At 69.6% G+C, this 23251-nt stretch carries 19 protein-coding genes and 2 pseudogenes; 5 read left to right on the top strand and 16 right to left on the bottom strand.

The window, feature by feature from the left end:
* The first annotated feature begins 86 nt into the window (after nt 1-86).
* Complete coding sequence (locus IC63_RS02525; protein WP_036716620.1) at nt 87-998, top strand: LysR family transcriptional regulator; 912 nt, start codon at nt 87-89, stop codon at nt 996-998.
* Here IC63_RS02525 and IC63_RS02520 read toward each other — a convergent pair.
* From IC63_RS02520 to IC63_RS02490, 7 genes and pseudogenes are all read right to left on the bottom strand, one after another.
* A complete protein-coding gene (locus IC63_RS02520) occupies nt 995-1663 on the bottom strand; it encodes an HAD family hydrolase (RefSeq protein ID WP_036716618.1) in 669 nt (222 codons plus the stop codon). The genes IC63_RS02525 and IC63_RS02520 overlap by 4 nt on opposite strands.
* Entirely contained in the window at nt 1660-3117 is a 1458-nt protein-coding gene (locus IC63_RS02515) for a mannitol dehydrogenase family protein (protein WP_036716617.1), read from the bottom strand. Before IC63_RS02515 ends, IC63_RS02520 begins: the two co-directional genes overlap by 4 nt.
* A 1-nt stretch (nt 3118) precedes the next feature.
* The gene (locus IC63_RS02510) at nt 3119-3883 is read right to left on the bottom strand and encodes an L-iditol 2-dehydrogenase (protein WP_036716615.1); all 765 of its coding nucleotides are present in this window, start codon (nt 3881-3883) and stop codon (nt 3119-3121) included.
* On the bottom strand, nt 3880-4878 hold the full coding sequence (locus tag IC63_RS02505) for an ABC transporter ATP-binding protein (protein ID WP_036716613.1): 999 nt from the start codon (nt 4876-4878) through the stop codon (nt 3880-3882). The genes IC63_RS02510 and IC63_RS02505 overlap by 4 nt, the downstream gene beginning before the upstream one ends.
* A gap of 12 nt (nt 4879-4890) precedes the next feature.
* The gene (locus tag IC63_RS02500; protein ID WP_036716612.1) at nt 4891-5721 is read right to left on the bottom strand and encodes a carbohydrate ABC transporter permease; all 831 of its coding nucleotides are present in this window, start codon (nt 5719-5721) and stop codon (nt 4891-4893) included.
* Nucleotides 5722-5731: 10 nt separating this feature from the next.
* A pseudogene (locus IC63_RS02495) lies at nt 5732-6602 on the bottom strand (carbohydrate ABC transporter permease).
* A gap of 76 nt (nt 6603-6678) precedes the next feature.
* Complete coding sequence (locus IC63_RS02490; protein WP_156965317.1) at nt 6679-7998, bottom strand: ABC transporter substrate-binding protein; 1320 nt, start codon at nt 7996-7998, stop codon at nt 6679-6681.
* Between the two features lie 99 nt (nt 7999-8097).
* On the opposite strand from IC63_RS02490, the gene IC63_RS02485 reads away from it, so the two are divergent.
* Nucleotides 8098-9033: a sugar-binding transcriptional regulator gene (locus IC63_RS02485; protein ID WP_036716700.1), complete on the top strand. Its 936-nt coding sequence runs from the start codon at nt 8098-8100 to the stop codon at nt 9031-9033.
* On the opposite strand, the gene IC63_RS02480 is transcribed toward IC63_RS02485, so the two are convergent.
* The 3 genes from IC63_RS02480 to IC63_RS02470 are packed head-to-tail and all read right to left on the bottom strand — an operon-like array spanning nt 9018 to nt 11100.
* On the bottom strand, nt 9018-9821 hold the full coding sequence (locus tag IC63_RS02480) for a metal ABC transporter permease (RefSeq protein ID WP_036716607.1): 804 nt from the start codon (nt 9819-9821) through the stop codon (nt 9018-9020). The genes IC63_RS02485 and IC63_RS02480 overlap by 16 nt on opposite strands.
* A complete protein-coding gene (locus IC63_RS02475) occupies nt 9821-10603 on the bottom strand; it encodes a metal ABC transporter ATP-binding protein (RefSeq protein ID WP_052041820.1) in 783 nt (260 codons plus the stop codon). Before IC63_RS02475 ends, IC63_RS02480 begins: the two co-directional genes overlap by 1 nt.
* On the bottom strand, nt 10600-11100 hold the full coding sequence (locus IC63_RS02470) for a Fur family transcriptional regulator (protein WP_052041815.1): 501 nt from the start codon (nt 11098-11100) through the stop codon (nt 10600-10602). Before IC63_RS02470 ends, IC63_RS02475 begins: the two co-directional genes overlap by 4 nt.
* A 74-nt stretch (nt 11101-11174) precedes the next feature.
* On the opposite strand from IC63_RS02470, the gene IC63_RS02465 reads away from it, so the two are divergent.
* Entirely contained in the window at nt 11175-12143 is a 969-nt protein-coding gene (locus tag IC63_RS02465; RefSeq protein WP_036716606.1) for a zinc ABC transporter substrate-binding protein, read from the top strand.
* A 9-nt stretch (nt 12144-12152) separates the two neighbouring features.
* On the opposite strand, the gene IC63_RS02460 is transcribed toward IC63_RS02465, so the two are convergent.
* The 5 genes and pseudogenes from IC63_RS02460 to purQ form a co-directional block, all read right to left on the bottom strand.
* Complete coding sequence (locus IC63_RS02460) at nt 12153-12890, bottom strand: cytochrome c biogenesis CcdA family protein (protein WP_036716605.1); 738 nt, start codon at nt 12888-12890, stop codon at nt 12153-12155.
* Between the two features lie 91 nt (nt 12891-12981).
* Nucleotides 12982-15909, bottom strand: coding sequence for an Rne/Rng family ribonuclease (locus IC63_RS02455; RefSeq protein WP_036716604.1), 2928 nt, complete (start codon nt 15907-15909; stop codon nt 12982-12984).
* A gap of 495 nt (nt 15910-16404) precedes the next feature.
* The gene (locus tag IC63_RS02450; RefSeq protein WP_036716602.1) at nt 16405-17736 is read right to left on the bottom strand and encodes a sigma-54-dependent transcriptional regulator; all 1332 of its coding nucleotides are present in this window, start codon (nt 17734-17736) and stop codon (nt 16405-16407) included.
* Nucleotides 17737-17751: 15 nt separating this feature from the next.
* A complete protein-coding gene (locus IC63_RS02445) occupies nt 17752-19551 on the bottom strand; it encodes a sensor histidine kinase (RefSeq protein WP_052041814.1) in 1800 nt (599 codons plus the stop codon).
* A gap of 37 nt (nt 19552-19588) precedes the next feature.
* Nucleotides 19589-20053 (bottom strand): annotated as a pseudogene (purQ, locus tag IC63_RS02440) (phosphoribosylformylglycinamidine synthase subunit PurQ); the annotation flags it as partial.
* 132 nt (nt 20054-20185) lie between these two features.
* On the opposite strand from purQ, the gene IC63_RS02435 reads away from it, so the two are divergent.
* Nucleotides 20186-21031, top strand: a complete 846-nt coding sequence (locus IC63_RS02435; RefSeq protein WP_052041813.1) for an MBL fold metallo-hydrolase — start codon at nt 20186-20188, stop codon at nt 21029-21031.
* A gap of 54 nt (nt 21032-21085) precedes the next feature.
* Here IC63_RS02435 and IC63_RS02430 read toward each other — a convergent pair whose 3' ends face one another.
* Entirely contained in the window at nt 21086-22300 is a 1215-nt protein-coding gene (locus tag IC63_RS02430; protein WP_036716600.1) for an NADP-dependent isocitrate dehydrogenase, read from the bottom strand.
* Nucleotides 22301-22474: 174 nt separating this feature from the next.
* Here IC63_RS02430 and IC63_RS02425 point away from each other — a divergent pair, with 174 nt between their 5' ends.
* The gene (locus tag IC63_RS02425; RefSeq protein ID WP_052041812.1) at nt 22475-22888 is read left to right on the top strand and encodes a hypothetical protein; all 414 of its coding nucleotides are present in this window, start codon (nt 22475-22477) and stop codon (nt 22886-22888) included.
* Nucleotides 22889-23251 lie beyond the last annotated feature (363 nt).

Raw genomic sequence — 23251 nt, 5'->3', positions numbered from 1 at the left:
TTTCGCCCGGGCGCAACGCCAGTCCGCCGCTGGCGAACGCGGCGTTCGATATTTGCGAACGACCGGGGACCGGCTAGACTACCCGAATGCGCTATAGCCTCGACGAGATCGACACCTTCCTGACCGTGATGGAGCTGGGCACCGTGACCGCCGCCGCGGCGCGGCTGAACCTGTCGAAATCCGTCGTCTCGCGGCGGATCACCGAGTTCGAGACGACGCTGGGCGCGGCGCTGTTCCGCCGCCATGCCGGCCGGATCGTCCCCACCGAGACCGCGCTGCGGCTGGCCGAGCGGCTGCGCCCGGCCCTGGCCGAGCTGGTCGCGGCGGCCGAAAGCGCCGGCTGGGGCATGGACGGCCGTCTGCCGCTGCAGGGGCAGCTGTCGATCGCCGCGCCGATGAGCTTTGGCACCATGCATCTGTCGCCCCTGCTGGCCGAATTCGCCGCCGCCCATCCGGCGCTCGAGCTGCGGGTCGATTATGACGACCGGCTGCGCGACCTGGGCCGCGAGGGGTTCGACCTGGGCATCCGCATCGGCGCCCCGCGCGACGGGTCGCTGAAGGCGCGCAAGATGGGCGAGGACCAGCAGGTGGTCGTCGCCAGCCCCGGCTATCTGGACCGCCACGGCACTCCGCGCACCCCCGCCGATCTGCGCGGCCATGCGGTCATCAGCTACAGCCACCTGCCCAACGCCGCCGCGTGGCAGTTCCGGCAGGGCGGGCGCATGGTCTCGCCCTCCGTCTCGGGCCGGATCACCGTGAACAATGGCGAGGCGATCCGCGAGATGGCGATCGCCGGGCTGGGGCTGGCGATGCTGCCGCGCTTCATCGTCTCGACGCCGCTGATCTCGGGCCGGCTGGTGCGGGTGATGGCGGATGTCGAGACCCGCCGCCTGCCGATCATGGCGGTATGGCCGGCGGTCGAGCCGGTGCCGGCCAAGCTGCGGGCGCTGATCGACCACCTGGCGCTGCGGCTGTCGGCCGAGCGCTGGGGCGGCTAGCCCGCCGCCGCCAGCCGGGCGAGCGTGTCGGGCAGGTCGGCTGCATCGGCCACGACCGCATCGGGGCGCAGCGCCTGCATCGCCTGCGCCAGCCCAGCCGCCGCGGCGTGGCTGCCGGCCAGCAGCGCGACCACCCGCATGCCCGCGGCGCGGGCGGCCTCGACCCCGGCGGGGCTGTCCTCGATGACGATGCAGTCCGCCGGCGGCAGGCCCAGCCGGTTGGCGGCCAGCAGGAACAGGTCGGGCGCGGGCTTGCCGCGGGCGACCTCGGTCGCCGAATAGACATGCGGCGCAAAGCGGTCCCACAGGCCGGTCAGCCGCAGCGTGTGTTCCAGCCGCGGCGGGGTCGAGGACGAGGCGACCGCCCGCGGTCCCGGCGGCATCCGGTCCAGTGCCTCGGCGATCCCCGGCACCGGCCGCAGTTCCGCCGTGAAGCGGTCGCGCAGCCGGGCGCGATAGGCGGGCAGCAGGGACGTGGCGTCGGCGCCCTCTTCGGCCGCGACGATGGCCACGATCTCGGCGACCGGGCGGCCGATCATGCGGGCAAAGACCTGAGCGTCGGTGATCCCCGCCCCGGCCTCGCGCAGGGTGCGGCCCAGTTCCGCCACCGACAGCGGTTCGCTGTCCACCAGCACGCCGTCGCAGTCGAAGATGAACCCGGTCATCGCCCGAGATAGTGCCGCAGCGTGGCGGCGGTCCCGTCCCGCCACAGCATCGCCAGCCAGCGCGCGAACGGCGCGGCAATGCGCGCATCCTGCCCGGTCGCGCCATAGATGTCGGCCATCCCCAGCCACGCCTGCGGGTCGGTGCGTGCGGCCTGCGCCGCGGCGGTCAGCCGGTCCCAGTCGGGATCGTTGGGCGCGATCACGGCGCCGCTGTCGGTGGTCCCGGCGCAATAGCGGCACCACAGCGCCGATTCCAGCGCCAGCCCCTCGACCGGCAGGCCCTGCGCCAGCCGGTCGGCGATGGTCGGGATGATGAACTTGGGCTGGCGGTTCGACCCGTCCAGGCACAGCCGCCGGATGGTGTCGCCGATCTTGGGGTTGGCGCAGCGTTCCTTGACCTTGGCGAAATAGGCATTCAGGTCCGTGTTCGGCACCGGCGGGACGACCGGGATCACCTCGTCGCGCTCGACCTTGTCGAGGAAGGCGCGCACGAGGTCGTTCTGCATCCCCTCATGGACGAAGTGGATGTCCATCAGTCCCGAGGGATAGGCGATGATCGCGTGGCCGCCGTTCAGGATGCGGATCTTCATCATCTCGTAGGGGGTCACGTCGGGGACGAATTCCACCCCCACCTTTTCCAGCGCCGGGCGGCCGGCGGGGAAGTCGTCCTCCAGCACCCACTGGATGAAATCCTCGCAAAAGACCGGGCTGGCGTCCTCGACGCCAATCTCGCGGATCATCGCCCGTTCGCGGTCGCTGGTGGCCGGCGTGATGCGGTCCACCATCGCGTTCGGGAACGAGACATGGGCCGCGATCCAGTCGGCGAGCGCGGGGTCGGACAGGCGCGCGGTCTCGACCACCGCCTCGCGGGTGACGACGCCGTTATGGGGGATGTTGTCGCAGCACATGACCGTGAAGGGCGGCAGCCCCGCCTCGCGCCGCGCCCTGAGGCCCGCGACGATCAGGCCGAACACCGTGGCGGGGGCGGCAGGGTTCCGGCCGTCGGCCGCGATGGCCGGGTGGGCGGGGTCGAAATGGCCGGTCCGGGCATCGATGAAATACCCGCCCTCGGTGATCGTCAGCGACACGATGCGCGTCGCCGCATCGGCCAGCGCCGCGATGGTGCGGGCGGGATCGCCGGGCGGCATATAGCCGGTCATCACCCCGATCACGCGGGGGTCCGAGGCGTCCGCCGCCTGCTCGACCACGGTATACAGGAAGTCCTGCGCCGCCAGCGTCTCGCGCGCGGCGGCATCGGCCGGCATCACCCCGGCGCCGAGGATGGCGAAGTCGTGCCCCTCGCCCAGGTTCATCAGCCGGTCGAGATAGACCGCCTGGTGGGCGCGGTGGAAATTGCCCAGCCCGAAATGGACGATGCCGGGCCGCAGCGCGCGGCGGTCATAGGACGGGACGGCGACCGGCAGGTCGGCCAGGGTGGCGTCGGAAAGTTTCATCTCAACTCATCCAGTTCCCGCCGTCGACGTTGTAGGTCTGGGCGACGATGTAGTCGGCCTCGGACGAGGCCAGGAATACGGCCATCCCGGTCAGGTCGGCGGCGGTGCCCATGCGGCCATAGGGGACGGCGGCGCCGACCTCGCGCTTTTTCTGGCCGCGCGGCTTGTTTTCGTGGGCGGCGAACTTGGCGTCCACGCCGTCCCAGTGTTCGCCGTCCACGACGCCGGGCGCGATGGCGTTGACGTTGATGCCGTGGCGGATCAGGTCCAGCCCGGCGGACTGGGTCAGGCTGATGACGGCGGCCTTGGTGGCGCAATAGACGGCGACCAGCGGTTCGCCCCGGCGGCCGGCCTGCGAGGCCATGTTGATGATCCGCCCGCCTTGCCCGCGGTCGATCATGTGCCGCGCCACGGCCTGCAGGGTGAACAGCGTGCCCGCAACGTTGATCGAGAACAGCCGGTCAAAGCTGTCGCGGGTGATCTCGACGATCGGCGCCAGGTCGAACAGCGCGGCGTTGTTGATGAGGATGTCGATGCCGCCCAGCTCGCGCACGGCCTCGGCCACGCCGGCCTCGATGCTGTCCTGGCGCGAGACGTCCATGACGATCGGACGCGCCCCGATCTCGGCCGCGGTGGCGCGCACCCGGTCGGCGTCGATGTCGGCGATGGCGACGGTGGCGCCCTCGGCGATATACGCCTCGGCGAAGGCGCGGCCGATGCCGCGGGCGGCGCCGGTGATCAGCGCGGTCTTGCCGTCAAGCCTCATGCCGCCAGCCCCTGCTTGTCGAAGCGATAGACGCGGTCGTCCTGCGGGGTCAGCCAGATGCGGTCGCCGTGGCTGACCGGGAATTCGCCGCTGGCCCGCGCGATCACATGCGCGCCGCCATCCAGGTCGACATGCAGGAAGGTGTCCGACCCCAGGTGCTCGGCGACGCCGACCTGGCCGGCAAAGGCGCCCTCGGTGGTGGAGAGCCGCCAGTGTTCGGGGCGCACGCCGATGCTGTGGGCGCCGTGCCGGGCGGCGGCCTCGCCATCGATGAAGTTCATGTTCGGGCTGCCGATGAAGCCGGCGACGAACTTGTTGGCGGGCTTGTTGTACAGCGCGAGCGGGCTGCCGACCTGTTCCACACGGCCGGCCCGCAGCACCACGATCTTGTCGGCCATCGTCATCGCCTCGACCTGGTCGTGGGTGACATAGACCATCGTGGTCTTGAGGTTGTTGTGCAGCTGGCTGATTTCCACCCGCATGTTCACCCGCAGCGCGGCGTCGAGGTTCGACAGCGGTTCGTCGAACAGGAACGCCTCGGGTTCGCGCACGATGGCGCGGCCGATGGCGACGCGCTGGCGCTGGCCGCCCGACAGCTGGCCCGGGCGGCGGTCCAGGTAGCTGTCGAGATTCAGGATGCGCGCCGCTTTGGCCACGCGGCGCTGCTGTTCCGCCTCGGGCATCTTGGCCATCTTCAGCGGAAAGGCGATGTTCTTGCGCACCGACATATGCGGGTACAGCGCATAGGACTGGAACACCATCGCCAGCCGGCGCCGGGCCGGCGGCGCCGCGGTCACGTCCTGCCCGTCGATCAGGATCCGGCCCGAGGTCACGTCCTCGAGCCCCGCGATCAGCCGCAGGAGGGTCGATTTGCCGCAGCCCGAGGGGCCGACGAAGACCGCGAACTCTCCGTCCTCGATGGTCAGGTCGACGCCGGGGATGACCTCGACATCGCCAAAGGCCTTGCGGACGTTTTCAAGGGTAATGCGCCCCATCGGAAATCCCTCCTATTTCACCGCGCCGAAGGTCAGGCCGCGGACCAACTGTTTCTGGCTGAACCAGCCCATGACGAGAATCGGCGCGATGGCCATCGTCGAGGCCGCGGACAGCTTGGCGTAGAACAGCCCCTCGGGGCTGGAATAGCTGGCGATGAAGGCGGTCAGCGGGGCCGCCTTGGAGGCTGTCAGGTTCAGGGTCCAGAACGCCTCGTTCCACGCCAGGATGATGTTGAGCAGCATGGTCGAGGCGATGCCGGGCACCGCCATCGGCGTCAGGACGTGGCGGATCTCGTTCCACAGACCGGCGCCGTCCATCCGGGCGGCCTCCAGGATCTCGCCGGGGATCTCGCGGAAATAGGTGTACAGCATCCAGACAATGATCGGCAGGTTCATCAGCATCAGGACGACCATCACCCCGAAGCGGTTGTCCAGAAGCCCCGCGCGCTGGAACAGGATGTAGATCGGGATCAGCACGCCCACCGCCGGCATCATCTTGGTGGACAGCATCCACATCAGCAGGTCCTTGGTCCGCCGCGTCGGCTGGAACGCCATCGACCACGCGGCGGGGACCGCCACCAGCAGCCCCAGCAGCGTCGAGCCGATCGAGATCACCACCGAGTTCATGAAGTGGCGGAAGTAGTTCGACCGCTCCTGCACCGTCGCGTAGTTCTCGGTCGTCCAGTCGAAGAACAGGAACCGGGGCGGCGAGGCGATGGCCTCGCCCTCGGTCTTGAAGCTGGTGAGGACGGTCCACAGGATCGGGAAGAAGATCAGCAGGGCCGCCGTCCAGGCGAGGAGGGTGAAGACCCATTTGCGCGAATTGGAAACGCTGCGTGCCATGTCCGCCCCCTCAGTCCAGCGTCTTGCCGATCAGGCGCATCAGGAAGAGCGCCACGATGTTGGCGAGGATCAACCGCCACGATGCCGCCCGCCGATGCGCCGCCCACGTCGAACTGCAGCAGCGCCTGCGAATAGACGAGATAGGTCAGGTTGGTGGACTGATAGCCCGGCCCGCCATTGGTGGTGACGAGGATCTCGGCGAACACCGACAGCAGGAAGATCGTCTCGATCAGGATCACCACGGTGATCGCGCGGCTCATGTGCGGCAGGGTCAGGTGGGTAAAGCGCGCCCAGGCCGAGGCGCCGTCCATCTCGGCCGCCTCGACCTGCTCGCTGTCCAACGATTGCAGCGAGGTCAGCAGGATCAGCGTGGCGAAGGGCAGCCACTGCCAGGCGACGATCACGATGATCGACAGCAGCGGATACTGGCCCAGGAAGTCGATCGGCTGCGCGCCCACGGCCCGCGCCAGCGACGCGAACAGCCCGTTTTCGGGGTTCATGAACATGTTCTTCCAGATCAGCGCCGACACCGTCGGCATGACGAAGAACGGGGCCAGCACCAGCAGCCGCACGATGCCTTGGCCAAAGATCGGCTGGTCGATCAGCATCGCCAGCCCGACCCCGCCCACGACCGAGATCAGCAGGATGCCCGCGACCATCAGCAGGGTGTTGGTCAGCGCGGTCCAGAAGCCGGGATCGGTCAGGAAATACCTGTAGTTGCTCAGGCCGATGAACTCCTCCATCCCCGGCATGAGCAGGTTGTAGCGCTGGAAGCTGAACCACAGCGTCATCGCCAGCGGCACGATCATCCACAGCAGCAAGAGCACCACCGAAGGCGCGACCATGAACCGCGCGAGGGTGCGTTGATGGGCTGTCGCCATGGGCCTCCCCCCCTTCCCTGAAAATCGACTGGAAATCGGCGCGCGACGGGGTCGCCCCCCGCGCGCCGGGTACTCGTTACTTGATGTATCCGGCCCTGGTCATCTCGCGCTCGGTCAGCTGCTGGGCCGAGGTCAGGGCCTGGTCAGGCTTGACCTGGCCCGCGACGGCGGCGCTGAACTGCTGGCCGACGGCGGTTCCGATGGCCTGGAATTCCGGGATCGCGACGAACTGCCCGCCGGTATAGGGGATGTCCTTGACCGAGGGCTTTTCGGGCGTCGCGGCGTTGATGGCCGCCAGCGTCTTTTCGGCAAAAGGCGCCGCCGCCTTGTAGTCAGCGTTCTCGTAGAGCGAGGTCCGCGTGCCCGGAGGGGCGGCGCGCCAGCCCTCCTTCTCGGCGACGAGGTTGGTGTAGCCCTTCGAGGTCGCCCAGGCGACGAACGCCCTGGCCGCGTCCGGCGCGTCGGTCGAGGCGGGGATCGCCAGGTTCCACGACCACAGCCAGTTGCCGTGGTTATCGACGCCTTCCTTGTTCGGGAACTGCGCGTAGCCGACCTTGTCGGCCACGGTCGATTCCTTTTCGTCGGTGACGAAGGACGCCGCGACCGTCGCGTCGATCCACATCGCGCACTTGCCCTGCTGGAACAGCGCGAGGTTCTCGTTGAAGCCGTTCGACGAGGCGCCCTGCGGGCCGGCGTCGGCCATGACCGACACATAGTCGTTCAGCACGGCCTTCCATTCCTCGCCGTCGAACTGGGGCTTCCAGTCGGGGCCGAACCAGGCGGCGCCATAGCTGTTGGCCATCGCCGACAGGAAGGCCATGTTCTCGCCCCACCCCGCCTTGCCGCGCAGGCAGATGCCCGAGATGCCGGCGTCCTTGTCGGTCATCTTGCGGGCGGCATCCAGCACCGTGGCCCAGGTCGGCGCATCGCCCAGCGTGACGCCGGCCTTCTCGGCCAGGTCGGTGCGATACATCACCATCGCCGATTCGCCATAGAATGGCGCCGCATACAGGTTGCCGTCCATCGACAGCGCCGCGCGCAGGGCGGGCAGCAGGTCCTCGACGTCATAGTCGGCGGGCAGTCCGTCCAGCGGCACCAGCCAGCCCTGTTTGGCCCAGATCGGCACCTCGTAGTTGCCGATGGTGACCACGTCATACTGGCCGCCCTTGGTGGCGATGTCGGTGGTGACGCGCTGGCGCAGGATGTTTTCCTCGAGCGTCACCCATTCCAGCGTGACGTCGGGGTTCTTGGCCGTAAAGTCCTCGGCCAGCTTCTGCATCCGGATCATGTCGCCGTTGTTGACGGTGGCGATGGTCAGGGTGGTGGCCGCCATCGCCGGCACGGCCAGGGCGGATACGGCGCAGGCGCCCAGCAGGGCGCGGGTCAGTCGGGTCATGAGCTCCTCCTCCGGACAGGGCATTTGCCCTTGTGATGGGCAAATGCTCATACCAGAATGCGAACTTGTCAAATCCTTTCGATGGACCAGAAGGGCCCGATGACGCGCGGCGGTGACAGACTGGATCAGGCGGCCCGGGCCGCATGGCTGTCCTGGGTGGCCGGGATGACCCAGGACGAGATCGCGCGCGAGCTGGGCGTGTCGCGGCAGACCGCGCAGCGGCTGGTCGCGCAGGCGATGGCGGCGGGGATCGTCAAGGTCCGCATCGACCACCCGCTGGCGGAATGCCTGGACCTGGGCGCGGCGCTGAAGGACCGCTTCGGGCTGCAACTGGCCGAGGTGGCGCCGGCGGCGGGCGCTCCGGCCGGGGTCGCGATGCAGCTGGCGGCGCTGCTGGAAACGCTGCTGGCGCGGCCCGAGCCGAAGACGCTGGCGCTGGGGACCGGGCGCACCCTGCGCGCCGCGGTGGCGCAGATCGGCCGGGTCGATTGCCCGCAGCACCGCGTCGTGTCGCTGACCGGCACGATCGCGCCGGACGGCTCGGCGGCCTATTACAACGCGCTGTTCTCGCTGTCGGAAAAGGTCACCGCGCCGGCATTTCCGCTGATCTTGCCGGTGATCGCCGCCAGCGCCGAGGAACGCGCGGCGCTGCACCGCCAGCCCGGCAACCGGCGCGTCATGGCGATGGCCGCGGCCGCCGACGCGGCGCTGATCGGCCTGGGCGATCTGGGGCCCGAGGCGCCGTTGCGGGTGGACGGCTTTCTCACCGTGGCCGAGATCGCCCGGCTGGTCGCCGCCGGCGCGGTCGGAGAGATCCTGGGCCACGCCTTCGACATTCAGGGGCGGATGCTGCCGCGCGACGACCGCGTGGCCTCGGCGCCGCTGCCGCCGGCCGACCGGGCGCTGATCGTGGCCGCGGTCCACGGCCCGGCCAAGCGCGCCGCGACGCTGGGGGCGCTGCGCGGCGGGCTGGTGAACGGCGTGGTCTGCGACCAGGACCTTGCGGCCTGGCTGCTGCGTCAGGGCCGGGCCTGAAGGGCCCGCCCCGCCCCGGCCACCCCCGTCGCCACCACGAACAGCACCGCCGCGGCGCAGACGATGGTCGGTCCCGTCGGCGTGTCCAGCCGCCACGCCGCGCCGAGCCCGGCCAGGGTCGCCACGCTGCCGATGAGGCCGGCGGCCAGCACCATCGCCTCGGGGCTGCGCGACAGCGGCCGGGCGGCAGCGGCGGGGATGATGAGCATCGCCGAGATCAGCAGCGCGCCGACGATGCGGATGCCGACCGCGACGACCAGGGCCAGCGCGATGTTCAGCACCCATTGCTCGACCCGGGGCGAGATCCGGTCGGCCACCGCCATCTCGGGCGACAGCGTCGCCAGGATCAGCCGCGACCAGCGCCAGAAGATCAGGGCGGCGACGGCCGCCGCCCCCAGCCAGATCGTCACCAGGTCGCCGCGGGTGACGGACAGGATGTCGCCGAACAGCCAGGCGCTGAGATCGCTGCGCACGCCCTGGACGAAGGACACCGCGACCAGCCCCGCGGCCAGCGCGGCGTGGGCCAGCACCCCCAGCAGGGTGTCGACCGACTGCCGCCCCGACAGCGCCCCCACCGCCGCGGCCATCGCCAGCGCGACGGCGATCACCGCCGGCGCCAGCGGCAGCGACATCGCCAGCGACAGCGCCACCCCCAGCAGCGCGGCATGGGCGGTCGCGTCGCCATAATAGGCCATGCGCCGCCAGACGACGAAGCAGCCCAGCGGCGCGCAGGCCACGGCCAGGCCGATCCCGGCCAGCGCCGCGCGAACCATGAAATCGGGTGGCATCAGGCGGCGTCCTCGCCGTGGTCGTGGCCGGCGCAGGGGGTGCCGTCGGCGTGGACGTGGTCGTGATGGTGGCGATACAGCGCCAGCGCGCCCTCGCCGCCGCCGAACAACCCGCGATAGGCGGCGGACCCCGAGACGTTCTCGGGCGTCCCCTCGCAGCAGATATGCCCGTTCAGGCAGATGACGTGGTCCGAGGCGCGCATCACCACCTGCAGGTCGTGGCTGACCATCAGCACCGCGCAGCCGGTTTCGGCGCGCAGCTGCTCGACGCGGGCGTAATAGGCGGCGACGCCGGGCTGATCGAGCCCCGCGGCGCCCTCGTCGAGGATCAGCAGATCCGGCTCGCTCAGCATCGCGCGGGCCAGCAGCAGCCGCTGCAGCTGCCCGCCCGACAGCGCCGAGACCGGGCGGCTGCCCAGCCCACCCAGCCCGGCGCGGGTCAGGGCGGCGGCGACGCGGCCCGGATCGCGGCGATGCGGCAGGTTCATGAACCGCCCGGCGGTGATCGGCAGCGAGGGGTCGATCGCCAGCCGCTGCGGCACATAGGCCAGCCGCAGCCCCGCCGCGCGGGTGATCCGCCCGGCCGAGGGCGCCAGCGCGCCGATGATCAGCCGCATCAGCGTGGTCTTGCCCGACCCGTTGGGACCGACCACGGTGACGATCTCGCCCTGCCGCACGGTCATGTCGATGTCGCGCAGCACGGCGTGGCCGCCCAGCGTGACGGCGACGTTGTCGAGTTCGATCAGCGGGGCGGACAGCGGGGCGGTCAGCGGGGCGGTCATGCGGCGGCCCGGCAGTCGGCGCACAGGCCCTCGGCCTCGCGCACGGCGGTCTCGATGGCAAAGCCGGCCTCGGCGGCGGCGCTGTCCAGCACCCCGCCGGGTGGTTCGGTGGGGGTCTCGATGACCTTGTGGCACTGACGGCAGATCAGGAAGGCGGGGACATGGCCCTGCCCCGACCGGGTGCAGGCGACGAAGGCGTTCAGGGTCTCGATCCGGTGCACGAACCCGGCCTTCATCAGGAAATCCAGCGCCCGATAGGCGACCGGGGGCTGGCTACCCAGCCCCTCGGCCCGCAGCCGGTCAAGGATTTCATAGGCGCCCAGCGCCCGATGCTGTTCCAGCAGGATTTCCAGCACCCGGCGGCGGACCGGGGTCAGCTGCAGCCCGTCGGCCGCGCAATGCGCGTCGACATGCGCCATCGCCCGCGCGATGCAGCCGGCGTGGTCGTGGGCGGTGGGGTCCTGGACGGCGGGGTCGGGAACGGCGCGCTCAGGCATCGCCGCCCCCCGCCATTGACTGCCAAGATGTTATAATGTAACTCATCATGTTATCTTATGACGGAGTTCAGCGAATGTCACGATCCTCTCTTGCCGCGATGCTGGTGATCCTGGCCGGGACCGCCCATGCCGAGGCGCCGCGTGTGGTGACCGACATCGCCCCGGTGCAGGGGCTGGCGGCCCGCGTCATGCAGGGGGTGGGCGAACCCGCGGTGCTGGTCCGGCCTGGCGCCTCGGCGCATGGCTATGCGCTGAAGCCCTCGGACGCGGCGGCACTGGAATCGGCGCAGGTGGTGTTCTTCGTCGGGCCCGAGCTGACCCCGTGGCTGCTGCGCCCGATCGAGACGCTGGCCCCGCAGGCGGCGCATGTCGAGCTGCTCGCCGCCCCCGGCACGGTCGAGCTGCAGGCCCGGCAGGGGGCGACGTTTGCCCCCCATAAGGATCACGACGCGGCCGACGGGCACGACCAAGCCGATCACGACCACGCCGAGGACCATGCGGACGAGCACGGCCATTCCCATGACGGCGTCGACCCCCATGCCTGGCTCGACCCGGAAAACGGCAAGGCCTGGACCCGCGCCATCGCGGCCGAGCTGGCCCGCCTCGACCCGGCCAACGCCGCCGCCTACGCCACCAATGCCGACGCGGCCCTGGCGGAAATCGACGCCGCCGCTGCCGAAACACGCGCCGCGCTGGCGGCGCTGGGCGACCTGCGCTTCGTCGCCTTCCACGACGCCTATCAGTACATGGAAAACCGCTTCGGGGTGACCGCCGCCGGGTCGGTGTCGCTGAGCGACGCCAGCACCCCCAGCCCGGCGCGGATCGCGGAGTTGCGGGCTGCGGTGGGCGCGATGGGCGTGACCTGCGCGCTGAGCGAGCCGCAATTCGACCCCGACCTGCTGGGCACGGTGTTCGAGGGCAGCGGCGTCACCACCGCGGTGATCGACCCGCTGGGCGCCGCGATCCCGCCGGGGCCGCAGTTCTACCCGGCGCTGATCCGCAGCTTTGGCACCGCGCTCGCCGCCTGCCGGGCCGGCGGCTGAGAGGCCCGGTCAGCCGATCCGGCCCAGCGCCGGGAAGGTTTCCAGCAGCCAGTAGCTTATGACCCCCAGCCAGCCGGTCAGCAGCAGCACGCCGACGGCGATCAGCAGCACGCCGGAAATGCGCTCGATCAGGCCCATGCGCCGCTTGATGCGGTTCATCAGCCCGATCGAGCGTTCGATGAAGATCGCCGACAGCAGGAACGGGATCCCAAGCCCGAGCGCATAGACGCCCAGCAGCCCGGTGCCGCGGGCCGGATCGGTCGCCGCGAGGGTCAGGATCATCGACAGCTGCGGGCCGATGCAGGGCGTCCAGCCAAAGGCGAAGGCCAGCCCCAGCAGATAGGCGCCCAGCGCCGAGCCGCCCTTGTCGCCGGTGTCCAGCCGCGCCTCGCGATCCAGCAGCGGGATGCGGAAGACATGCAGGAAATGCAGGCCCAGCAGGATGACGAAGGCGCCCGACAGCTTCACCAGTAACGGCTGATATTGCAGGAAGGCGCGGCCAAAGGCCGAGGCGGCATAGCCCATCAGCAGGAACACCGTGCTGAGGCCAAGGACAAAGAACAGCGCCGGCAGCACCGCGCTGCGCTGGCGGTCCTGCAGCGCCGACACCTTCACCCCGGTCATGTAGGCCAGGTAGGGCGGCACGATCGGCAGCACGCAGGGTGACAGGAACGACAGCACCCCGGCCGCGACGGCGACGAGCGCGGCGGGCAGAAAGGCGGCGTCGGCGAGTTCGATCCCAAACATGGCGACACCTTGCCGAAAAGCGAAGGGCCGGGAAAGCCCCAGCCCCTGCGCGAATTGTCACGGCTGCGTCAGGCGGTTGGACCGCCTCGCGTCAGCCCAGCGACCACCAGCCACGGCGCTTGGGCCGCGCGGCGGCGTCATCCTCGCCCGCGCCGGCGGGTTCCGGTTCACGCTCAGGCTGGGGCGCGGGTTCGGGCGCGGTAAGGGCCGGTTCCTCGGCCGGGTGGGCGTCGGCAGCGCCCTCGTGGGCCCTGTGGTCATCCGCGCCCGCGTCGACGCGGGTGGCGTCGTCGCCGGTGACGGCGGACGTCCCTTCGTCGTCAGACACCAGATCGGCGGGCGTCTCGTGGGCAAACGCCTCGTCGTCAGCCTCGCCCTCACGGGACGTCTCGTCGGCAGCCACCTCGTCACCGTAGGCCGCGTCGGCGCTGGCAGGCTCCTCGGCAGCTACAGGTTGATGGCCAACCGCGTCGCCCGCATCCGCGGCAACGTCTGCACCCTCGTCCGCGTTCACCGCGTCATCGTCGGCCTCAGCCAGCCCGTCCGCATCTGCCAGCCCATCGGCATTGGCCGGGATGCCGCCGGTGGCGACGGCTTCACCCTCGCCCGCCGGGACATCGCGGCTTTCGTCGATGATGTCGCCCGCCTCGGTGGTCGCGGCGACCGCGAGGGTCGCGCCGTCGTCATCCTTGCGGCGGCGGCGCGAGCGGCTGCGGGTGCGGCGCGGCGCCGGCTCTCCGGTGTCGGCGGCCTCGTCCGCGCCCGTTGCGGGCTCCTCGCCCTCATGGGCACCCTCGGCCGTGGTCCCGGCCGCGTTGTCCTCGGGCGAATCCGACCCATCAGCCTCGTCACGGCCGCGACCGCCGCGGCGGCGGCGGCGACGGCGGCGCGAGCGGCCGTCGCCGTTCTCCTCTGCCTCGTCGCGGTCGGCCGCACGGGGGGCTTGGTCTACCTGCGCCTCGGCCTGCGCTTCGGCCTCGGCCTCGATCTCGTCCAGTACCTCGTCGGCGTGATCCTCGGCCTCGTCGATCTGCGCCATCAGGCTGGCGTCCACCGACAGCGCCGAGGTCACCGATTCCGGCACCACCCGCGTCGCGGTCTTGAACTTTTCCAGCGCATAGTCGGGCGAGATCAGCGCCGGGTCGGCCTCGACCCGCACCGACAGGCCGAAGCGCGACTCGATCATCGCGATATGCTCGCGCTTCTGGTTCATGAGGAAGTTGGCGACCGCCACCGGCGCCTTGACCAGCACCTCGCGCGAGCGCTTGCGCGTGCCCTCTTCCTCGATCGCCCGCAGGATGGTCAGCGCCATCGAATCGTCCGACCGGATCAGGCCGGTGCCGTGGCAATGCGCGCAGGGCTGGGTGGTGCTTTCCAGCATCCCCGGCCGCAGCCGCTGGCGGCTCATCTCCATCAGGCCAAAGCCCGAGATGCGGCCGACCTGGATCCGCGCCCGGTCGTTCTTCAGCGCATCCTTGAAGCGCTTCTCGACGGCGGCGTTGTTCTTGCGCTCGTCCATGTCGATGAAGTCGATGACGATCAGACCGGCGAGGTCACGCAGCCGCAGTTGGCGGGCGATCTCGTCGGCCGCCTCGCAGTTGGTCTTGTAGGCGGTGTCCTCGATCGAGCCTTCCTTGGTCGCCCGGCCCGAGTTCACGTCGATGGCGACCAGCGCCTCGGTGATGCCGATGACGATGTAGCCGCCGGATTTCAGCTGCACGACCGGGTTGAACATGCCCGACAGATAGCCCTCGACCTGGTAGCGCGCGAACAGCGGCATCGGGTCGGTGTAGTGCTTCACCGCCCGCACCTGGTCGGGCATGATCATCGCCATGAAGTCGCGGGCAGTGCGATAACCGCGCTCGCCCTCGACCAGAACCTCGTCGATGTCCTTGGAATAGAGGTCGCGGATGGTGCGCTTGATCAGGTCGCCTTCCTCGTAGATCGGCGCCGGCGCCATCGACTTGAAGGTCCGTTCGCGGATCTGTTCCCACAGCCGCATGAGGTATTCGTAGTCGCGCTTGATCTCGGTCTTGGTGCGCTGGCTGCCGGCGGTGCGGATGATCAGCCCGGCGCCCTGCGGCACCTCGAGGTCGCCCGCAATTTCCTTGAGCTTCTTGCGGTCGGCGGCGTTGGTGATCTTGCGAGAGATGCCGCCGCCGCGGGCGGTGTTCGGCATCAGCACGCAATAGCGGCCGGCGAGCGACAGATAGGTCGTCAGCGCGGCGCCCTTGTTGCCGCGTTCTTCCTTGACCACCTGGACCAGCATGATCTGCCTGACCTTGATGACCTCCTGGATCTTGTAGCGGCGGGCGCGCGGCTTGCGGGCCGGGCGGATTTCCTCGGCCACGTCCTCTTCAGCGACCGATTCGATGTCCTCGACGGCGGTGGCGTCGTCGGGGTGGTCGTCGGCGTGGTCGTCAGCCTCTTCCGATTCGGGTGCCGCCTCGACCCCGTCGGCGTCGCCGCCCTGGCCGTCGACGGTCGGGTCGATGACGTCGCCGCCGGCGGCGGCAAAGCCGGATTCGATGGCGGCCTCGTCGTCGTCCGGGCCCGCGTCGATGATTTCCATCCCCGGCACGGCGTCGCTTTGCGTCACCTCGTCGGCCGAGACGGCGCGCTCGGCCTGCTCGCCGGCCCGGTCGTCGGACTTGCTGCGGCTGCGGCGCCGGCTGCTGCTGCCGCTGCTGCGGCGCTCGCGGCCGGATTCCTCGGCCTCGGCGGCCTCGGCGGCGGCGCGGTCTTCCTCGATCAGCGCCTTCCGGTCGGCGGCGGGGATCTGGTAATAATCCGGGTGGATTTCCGCGAAGGCGAGGAAGCCGTGGCGGTTCCCGCCGTAATCCACGAAGGCCGCCTGCAGCGAGGGTTCGACCCGGGTGACCTTGGCCAGGTAGATATTGCCGGCAAGCTGGCGCTTGTTCAGCGTTTCAAAGTCGAAATCATCGACCTTGGTCCCGTCGACCACGACGATCCGAGTTTCCTCGGCATGCGTGGCGTCGATCAGCATCTTCTTTGACATGTAATCTGCTTTCACGCAGCCCGTCCGGCCCTGGCCGGAACAGCGTCCGGCAGGGGATGGGAACGGGGATGCGCATTGATGCGGACGCGGGTTGCACGGGCGGGCGGGCTGCGGCCGGAACGACCGCACGGGCCGCAAGGCCAAAGCCCTGCCGCCCGTTCATGTCCCTGCCCGTCGCGCGATCCATCGCGTCTGTTACCTCTTGCCCGGAACGGCCCGGAAAGGCCCGCGCCGGACGACGAATGTTGCCAGCCCCTGCGGGCATGCACCCGGCGGGACCGATTTTTTCCCGCGCGGCGCGCCCCCGGGCCTGTCGGACCGGGCGGACGTGTCGCGCTGCGAAACTGGCGGAACAGCACCGCCGCCCGATGGGCGGATGCGACGGTTCCTTCCCGGAACATAGGCATCGCGGGGCCGGATTGACAATGGCGAACTGTCGGCAATCCCATGCAATTCCGCCGCGCGACCCTGCCGCGCGGCGATTTGGCCCAGGTTTTACAGGTAATCGCCGCGGCTCAGCCCGTATTTGGCCATCTTCTCGTTCAGCGTGCGCCGCGGCAGGCACAGTTCGTCCATGACCGCGCTGATCGCCCCCTTGTGGCGCCGCATGGTGTTGTCGAGCAGCATCTTTTCGAAGCTTTCGACATATTCCTTCAGCGGCTTGCCCTCGGTCGTGGTGGCGTCGGCGGTGTGGCTGTCCTCTCCGTCGGCCATCAGCAGCGAGGCGATGGACCCCGATCCGCGGCGGTTCTGCAGCACCGCGCGCTCGGCCACATTTATCAGCTGGCGGACGTTGCCCGGCCACGGCGCCTGCAGCAGCTGGGCGGCCTCTTGCGCCGTCACCTGTGGCGGTTCGCAGCCGTATTCTTCGGCGAACTGTTCGGTCATCCGGGTGAACAGCGACAGGATGTCCTCGCCGCGCTGGCGCAGGGCAGGCACGGTGATCTTCAGCGCGGACAGGCGATAGAACAGGTCCGGCCGCAGGCTGTCCTCGGCCCGGCGGCCCTCGCCGCGGGCGTTCGAGATGGCGATGATCCGGGTTTCCGCGGGCTGGCCCTGGTCGGCGATGAACGCCAGCAGCCGCGCCTGCAACGGCTCGGACAGCGCCTCGATGTCCTCGAGGCACAGGGTGCCGCCGCGGGCTTCCTCGACCGCCGGCAGGCCGTCCTCGACCGGGCCGAACAGGCGCACGGCCAGCGCCTCGTCGGCAAAGGCGGCGCAGGAAATCGGCACGAATTTCTTTGACGCCCGCGGCCCGACCGCGTGCAGCGCATGGGCGACCAGCGTCTTGCCGGTGCCGGTTTCGCCGTCGATCAGCACATGGCCGTCGGCCTGACCGAGGTCGAGGATGTCCTCGCGCAGCCGGTCCATCGCCGGGCTGGCCCCGACCAGCTTGGACATGACCTGCTGGCCCTCGCTGAGGTCGCGGCGCAGGGCGCGGTTGTCCAGCGTGATCCGCCGCGCCTGGGTGGCCTTCTTGGCCAGTTCCGTCATCCGGTCGGGGTTGAAGGGCTTTTCCATGAAGTCCATCGCGCCCAGCCGCATCGCCTCGACCGCCATCGGCACGTCGCCGTGGCCGGTGATCATGATGACCGGCAGGCCGGAATCCTGGCCCATCAGGCGCTTGAGGAACACCATCCCGTCCATCCCCGGCATCCGGATGTCGGAGATCACCACCCCCGGCCAGTCCGGGCCGATGGCCTTGAGCGCGTCCTCGGCACTGGGGAAGGTTTCGGTGTGAAACCCGGACAAGCTCAGCCACTGGCTGATCGATTCGCGCATATCGGGTTCGTCGTCGACAATCGCCACCGTCATGGTCTGCGCCATTGCGTCATCCTTTCGTCATTCCGCCGCCAGCGGGCGAGCGCCGCGGGCCTGCGGTTCGTAAAGAGGCAGTTCAACATCGAAGACCGCGCCGCCGCTGTCGCGGTTATGGGCGGTCAGGCGGCCGCCGAAATCGGCGACGATCCCCGACGAGATCGCCAGCCCCAACCCGGTCCCTTCGCCCGGCCCCTTGGTCGTCCAGAAGGGTTCAAACAGCTTTTCCAGGTCCGGGACACCCGGCCCATTATCGCGCACCGACAAATGCGCGTGAGACAGCTTGTCCACCACCAGCTCGATCGACGGATCGCGGACCGTGCGGGTCGCGTCGAGCGCGTTGCGGATCAGGTTGATGATGACCTGTTCCAGCCGGATGCGGTCGCAATGCACCATCACCGGCTCGCGCGGCAGGCTGCGCTGCAGGCGGACCCGGCGGTGGCGCAGCTGCGGTTCCATCATCGTCAGCGCACCGGACAGGGCGACGCGCAGGTCCACGGCCTCGAACGACTCGCCGCCCTTGCGGGCATAGGATTTCAGCTGCCGGGTGATCGTCCCCATTCGTTCCAGCAGGTCGTCGATGCGCTGGAACGAGGTCAGCGCCTCGTCCCCGCGGTCGCGTTCCAGCAGCAGCCGGGCGCCGGCGAGATAGGTCTTCATCGCCGCCAGGGGCTGGTTCAGCTCGTGGCTGACGCCGGCCGACATCTCGCCCAGCGCGGCGAGCTTGGAGGCCTGCTGCACAGTCTGTTCGGCCACCCGCAACTCGCGCTGGACCCGTTCGCGTTCGGCGATCTCGCGGGTGAGGCGCGCGTTCAGCGCCCGCAGGTCAGCCGATTCGCGGCGATAGCGGGCGGATTGCACGCGGGCGCGGCGGGACAGCAGGTAGAACCCGGCCGCCAGCAGGATCGCGAAGCCCATGATCTCCAGCGCGAGGAAGGCGTTCACCCGCTCGCGGATGGAATCGAAGGTGGTGAACAGCGTCATCCGCCAGCCGCGGAAGGGGATCCGCGCCTCGGACTGCATCACCGCCTTGCCGCGGACATAGGCGTCGGCGGGGCGGGTAGACCAGTCGGCGGTGACCTGGAAGGCGCGCTCGATGGCCGAGGGGGCCGACCGCACGGCCAGCGCGTCGTCGAGCGTCAGGCCGCGCCAGCGCGGCTCGGTCGACAGGATGATCCGGCCCTCGCTGTCGGTGACGGCGACGGCGTCCAAGATCCCCGACCACGACCGTTCCAGCCGGTTCAGGTCGGCGCCGACGACGATGACGCCCAGCGTCCGCCCCTCATGGATGACGGCGCGGGAGTAGGCGAAATCATAGCCGCCGGTTTCCGCCTCGGCGACGGTGAAGACGGTGTCGTTGGTGCGCAGCGCCTCGACATAGAAGGGTTGCAGCACGTAGTTCGTGCCAAGCAGCTTGCGATCGGTGGCGCCGACGGTGCGGCCGGAATTGTCCAGCAGCCGAATCGAGGCGGCACCGATTTCCTTTTGCGCCGCGATCAGGCGGGCCGAGACGGTGCTGTATTCCTTGCTGGACAAGGACCCGATCAGTGCCGGGTCGCGCGCCAGCAGCAAGGGCACCACCGCCGTGCGCTGCAATTCCGACAGCAGGTTTCCGGTATACAGCGCCGATCGCAGTTCCGACCGCACGCGGGTGTTTTCCGAAAACCGGTCGGTCAGCCACTGGTTGGTCCACCAGATCGCCCCGACCGCGGCGACCAGCAGCACGAGGATGCCCAGCCGGTTGACCAGCCGCACCCGTCCCGGCACCCGGACGCGGGGCGCGGGATCGGTCTGGGAATCCTCGGATGCGCGGGCGTCGGGCATGCCGGCCAATCTAGGCAATGGCGAAGATCGGCTCAAGGGCGAGCCCCTCGGCGTCGATCTGGTAGTTGCCGTCGTGATGGGCGACCGGGAAGCTGATCTCTTCGCCGGCCGAGAACGCCGCGAGCCATGCGTTGTCGCGGCTGGCCACGGTCAGCGGCGCGTCCTTGCAGATGAAGGTCAGCCCGGCGTTGCGCATCAGCGCGCCGGGCAGCAGGCCCAGCTCGGTCAGGACCTGAAAGCCGTTGCAGACCCCCAGCACATGGCCGCCGCGCCCGGCATGGGCGCGGATCGCCCCGGCGATGGGCGAGCGCGCCGCGATCGCCCCGCAGCGCAGGTAGTCGCCAAAGGAAAAGCCGCCGGGCACGCCGACGAGGTCGGTGCCCTCCGGCAGCGCGTCGTCCTTGTGCCAGACGCGGGTGACGTCGGCCCCCGCCCGTTCCAGCGCCAGCGCCAGGTCGCGGTCGCAGTTCGATCCGGGAAAGGTGATGACGGCGGCTTTCATCGGTCAGGCTCCGGGCGCAGGGGGACAGAGGACAGATAGCGCCGGCGGGCGCCCTTGGAAAGCCGGAACCCCGGGGCGCCGCGGTCGGTTGGGCCGCTGCCCCCACCATGCCCTGTCCGAGAGGAGACGCCGATGCTGACCCGACGCCAGACGATCCTGACCGCCGTTGCCGGCGGCGTGACGGCCGCCCTGCCCGCGCGGCTGGCGGCCCAGGCCGCCGCCCCCGCGCCGGCCGCCGCGGCGGCCCCCTCGCCGGCCGCGCCCCTTGCCGCTGTCCCTGCCGCGACCGACAGCGCGGTGCCTGCGTTCCTCAACCCCTTCGAGCACGCCAGCCTGATGCTCACCCTGGGCGGCAAGCGGTTCCTGATCGACCCGGTCGGCGCCCCCGCCCCCTATCTCGCCGCCGGAGAGCCGGACGTGATCCTCATCACCCACGAACATGGCGACCATTTCGACCCCGAAACGCTCGCCGCGCTGGCCGGCGACTCGGTCGCGCTGGTGGTGAACCCGGCGGTCGCGGACAAGCTGCCCGAGCCGCTGAAGGCGCGCGCCCGGGTGATGAAGAACGGCGACACCGCCGAGATCGCGGGCATCCCCGTCGAGGCGGTGCCGGCCTACAACATCACCCCCGACCGGATGAAATACCACCCGCAGGGCCGCGACAACGGCTATGTGTTCAGCGCCCCGGAGGGCCGGATCTATGTCGCCGGCGACACCGAGGACACGCCCGAGTTCCGGGCCCAGAAGGACATCCTGCTGGCGATCGTGCCGATGAACCTGCCCTACACCATGACCGCCGACCAGGCGGCGGCGGGGGTGGCGGCGATGGCGCCCCGGCAGGTGAGTGCCTATCACCACCGCGGCACCGACCCGGCCGCGTTCGCCGAAAAGCTCAAGGCTGCGGGCGCGGCGACCGAGGTGATCGTCATCGACTGGTATCCAGGCAACGACGACCCGACCGGCAAGAAGCCCGACTGAACGGAAACGGCCGGGCAGATTGCCCGGCCGTCTCGGTCCCGCAAGGGGCGGCGATCAGCCCGCCAGCGCCTTGTTCAGGTACTCGTCGACCTTTTCCAGGTAGCCCATCGTGGTCAGCCATTTCTGGTCCGGCCCGACCAGCATCGCCAGGTCCTTGGTCATGTAGCCGTCCTCGACCGCCTGCACGGTGACCTTTTCCAGCGTCTCGGCAAAGCGCATCAGCTGCTCGTTGCCGTCCAGCTTGGCGCGGTGCTTGAGCCCGCCGGTCCACGCATAGATCGACGCGATCGAGTTGGTCGAGGTCTCCTTGCCCTGTTGGTGCTGGCGATAGTGGCGGGTGACGGTGCCGTGCGCCGCCTCGGCCTCGACCGTCTTGCCATCCGGCGTCATCAGCACCGAGGTCATCAGCCCCAGCGACCCGAAGCCCTGTGCCACGATGTCGGATTCGACGTCGCCGTCATAGTTCTTGCAGGCCCAGACATAGCCGCCCGACCATTTCAGCGCGCTGGCCACCATGTCGTCGATCAGCCGGTGTTCATAGGTGATCCCGGCCTTCTTGAACTGGTCGGCGAACTCGGCGTCGAAGGTTTCCTGGAAGATGTCCTTGAAGCGCCCGTCATAGGCTTTCAAGATTGTGTTCTTGGTCGACAGATACACCGGATAGCCGCGCTGCAAGCCATAGTTCAGGCTGGCGCGGGCAAAGTCGCGGATCGAGTCGTCCAGGTTGTACATCCCCATCGCCACGCCGGCGCCGGGAGACTGGAACACCTCGTGTTCGATCGTCTCGCCATCCTCGCCGACGAACTTGATCGACAGCACGCCCTTGCCAGGGAAACGGAAGTCGGTGGCCTTGTACTGGTCGCCGAAGGCGTGGCGGCCGACGATGATCGGCTGGGTCCAGTGCGGCACCAGGCGCGGCACGTTCTGGCAGATGATCGGCTCGCGGAAGATCACCCCGCCCAGGATGTTGCGGATGGTGCCATTCGGCGACTTCCACATCTTCTTCAGGCCGAACTCCTCGACCCGCGCCTCGTCGGGCGTGATCGTGGCGCATTTCACGCCGACGCCGTATTGCTTGATCGCATAGGCGGCGTCGATTGTGACCTGGTCGTCGGTACGGTCCCGCTCTTCGATGCCCAGGTCGTAATATTTCAGGTCGATATCCAGATAGGGCAGGATCAGCTTCTGCTTGATGAAGGCCCAGATGATCCGGGTCATCTCGTCGCCGTCGAGCTCGACGACGGGGTTGTCTACCTTGATCTTGGTCATGGGTGCCCTCTGGTGTCAGGATTCGGTTGCGCGCGTCATAGCGCAAGACAGGGCCGATGGAAAGGGTTGTATGCCGTGGTATACAGCAATCTCTGGGGGACACGCGAACGTCGGTTGCCGTTCGGCCGTCTTCTGGCAGCCTGACGCCACCTGCCCGCCGTCAAGGACCGTCTGATGGACCATCCGCTGACCGCTGCCCATGCGCTCGTTGCCCTCGCACTGGCTGCCCTGCCTGCCGCCGCGGCCCCGTGCTGTGACCCCGCCAGCCCGTTTCGCCAGGGCGAAGAGATGCCGGCGCAGAATGCCACCTGCGGCACGCTGCCCGGCTGGGTCGATCGCGCGCCACAGACAGACGACCGCGTCTCGATGGCGATCGAGGGGCGGGTGACGTCTGCCGAGGCCGACGAGGTGCTGGCCTATCTGGCGATGTGCGAGGATGCGCCGGTGACGGTGGTCTGCGTGACCTATCTGCCGCTGGAACACGCCAAGGGCGACCGGCTGGTGCTGGCGGGCGGCTACAACCGGGCCGAGCCGGGGCTGGTGGTGCTCGACCCCTGCCTGCCCTTCGCGCCCGCTCAGGCCGGCTGATCCGCCGCGAGGGCGGGTGGACCGCCCCCGCGCGGGGACGGTCCGTAGTCCGATGCTCAGGGCTTGGCGGGTTGCGTCCCCTCGGCCCCCGGCCACGCCGCCCCGGCCCCCGAACGAGGCGCCGCACCCCCCCAGCCCACGGCCTCGGGCCCCCGCACCCCCCCGCGCCGGGGCCGGCGGGCGCCGCCGCCCCCCCCCGAGGGGTGTGCCCGGTGGGTCGGGCGGGCGGGATCCACAGACCCCCGCCGATCCCCGGCGCTCTCTGCAGGAGAAGACGATCATGGCTTATGACGGCCGCATCGAAACCGGTACCTCGCGCACCGGCGTGATTTCGTACAACGGCGAATATGACAGCTTCAACAC

Source organism: Paracoccus sphaerophysae, from assembly GCF_000763805.1.
Taxonomy (GTDB): domain Bacteria; phylum Pseudomonadota; class Alphaproteobacteria; order Rhodobacterales; family Rhodobacteraceae; genus Paracoccus; species Paracoccus sphaerophysae.
The sequence above is the reverse complement of the archived record's forward strand: the minus strand, read 5'-3'. Positions and strand labels throughout refer to the sequence as shown.

What these genes read in the sequence shown, in the direction of transcription:
- IC63_RS02490 (WP_156965317.1), bottom strand. Translation starts at nt 7,998, where the DNA reads ATGACCCGACTGACCCGCGCCCTGCTGGGCGCCTGCGCCGTATCCGCC.
- IC63_RS02430 (WP_036716600.1), bottom strand. Translation starts at nt 22,300, where the DNA reads ATGACCAAGATCAAGGTAGACAACCCCGTCGTCGAGCTCGACGGCGAC.
- IC63_RS02515 (WP_036716617.1), bottom strand. Translation starts at nt 3,117, where the DNA reads ATGAAACTTTCCGACGCCACCCTGGCCGACCTGCCGGTCGCCGTCCCG.
- IC63_RS02470 (WP_052041815.1), bottom strand. Translation starts at nt 11,100, where the DNA reads ATGCCTGAGCGCGCCGTTCCCGACCCCGCCGTCCAGGACCCCACCGCC.
- IC63_RS02455 (WP_036716604.1), bottom strand. Translation starts at nt 15,909, where the DNA reads ATGTCAAAGAAGATGCTGATCGACGCCACGCATGCCGAGGAAACTCGG.
- IC63_RS02445 (WP_052041814.1), bottom strand. Translation starts at nt 19,551, where the DNA reads ATGCCCGACGCCCGCGCATCCGAGGATTCCCAGACCGATCCCGCGCCC.
- IC63_RS02500 (WP_036716612.1), bottom strand. Translation starts at nt 5,721, where the DNA reads ATGGCACGCAGCGTTTCCAATTCGCGCAAATGGGTCTTCACCCTCCTC.
- IC63_RS02450 (WP_036716602.1), bottom strand. Translation starts at nt 17,736, where the DNA reads ATGGCGCAGACCATGACGGTGGCGATTGTCGACGACGAACCCGATATG.
- IC63_RS02465 (WP_036716606.1), top strand. Translation starts at nt 11,175, where the DNA reads ATGTCACGATCCTCTCTTGCCGCGATGCTGGTGATCCTGGCCGGGACC.
- IC63_RS02475 (WP_052041820.1), bottom strand. Translation starts at nt 10,603, where the DNA reads ATGACCGCCCCGCTGACCGCCCCGCTGTCCGCCCCGCTGATCGAACTC.
- IC63_RS02510 (WP_036716615.1), bottom strand. Translation starts at nt 3,883, where the DNA reads ATGAGGCTTGACGGCAAGACCGCGCTGATCACCGGCGCCGCCCGCGGC.
- IC63_RS02485 (WP_036716700.1), top strand. Translation starts at nt 8,098, where the DNA reads ATGACGCGCGGCGGTGACAGACTGGATCAGGCGGCCCGGGCCGCATGG.
- IC63_RS02480 (WP_036716607.1), bottom strand. Translation starts at nt 9,821, where the DNA reads ATGCCACCCGATTTCATGGTTCGCGCGGCGCTGGCCGGGATCGGCCTG.
- IC63_RS02460 (WP_036716605.1), bottom strand. Translation starts at nt 12,890, where the DNA reads ATGTTTGGGATCGAACTCGCCGACGCCGCCTTTCTGCCCGCCGCGCTC.
- IC63_RS02520 (WP_036716618.1), bottom strand. Translation starts at nt 1,663, where the DNA reads ATGACCGGGTTCATCTTCGACTGCGACGGCGTGCTGGTGGACAGCGAA.
- IC63_RS02505 (WP_036716613.1), bottom strand. Translation starts at nt 4,878, where the DNA reads ATGGGGCGCATTACCCTTGAAAACGTCCGCAAGGCCTTTGGCGATGTC.
- IC63_RS02425 (WP_052041812.1), top strand. Translation starts at nt 22,475, where the DNA reads ATGGACCATCCGCTGACCGCTGCCCATGCGCTCGTTGCCCTCGCACTG.
- IC63_RS02525 (WP_036716620.1), top strand. Translation starts at nt 87, where the DNA reads ATGCGCTATAGCCTCGACGAGATCGACACCTTCCTGACCGTGATGGAG.
- IC63_RS02435 (WP_052041813.1), top strand. Translation starts at nt 20,186, where the DNA reads ATGCTGACCCGACGCCAGACGATCCTGACCGCCGTTGCCGGCGGCGTG.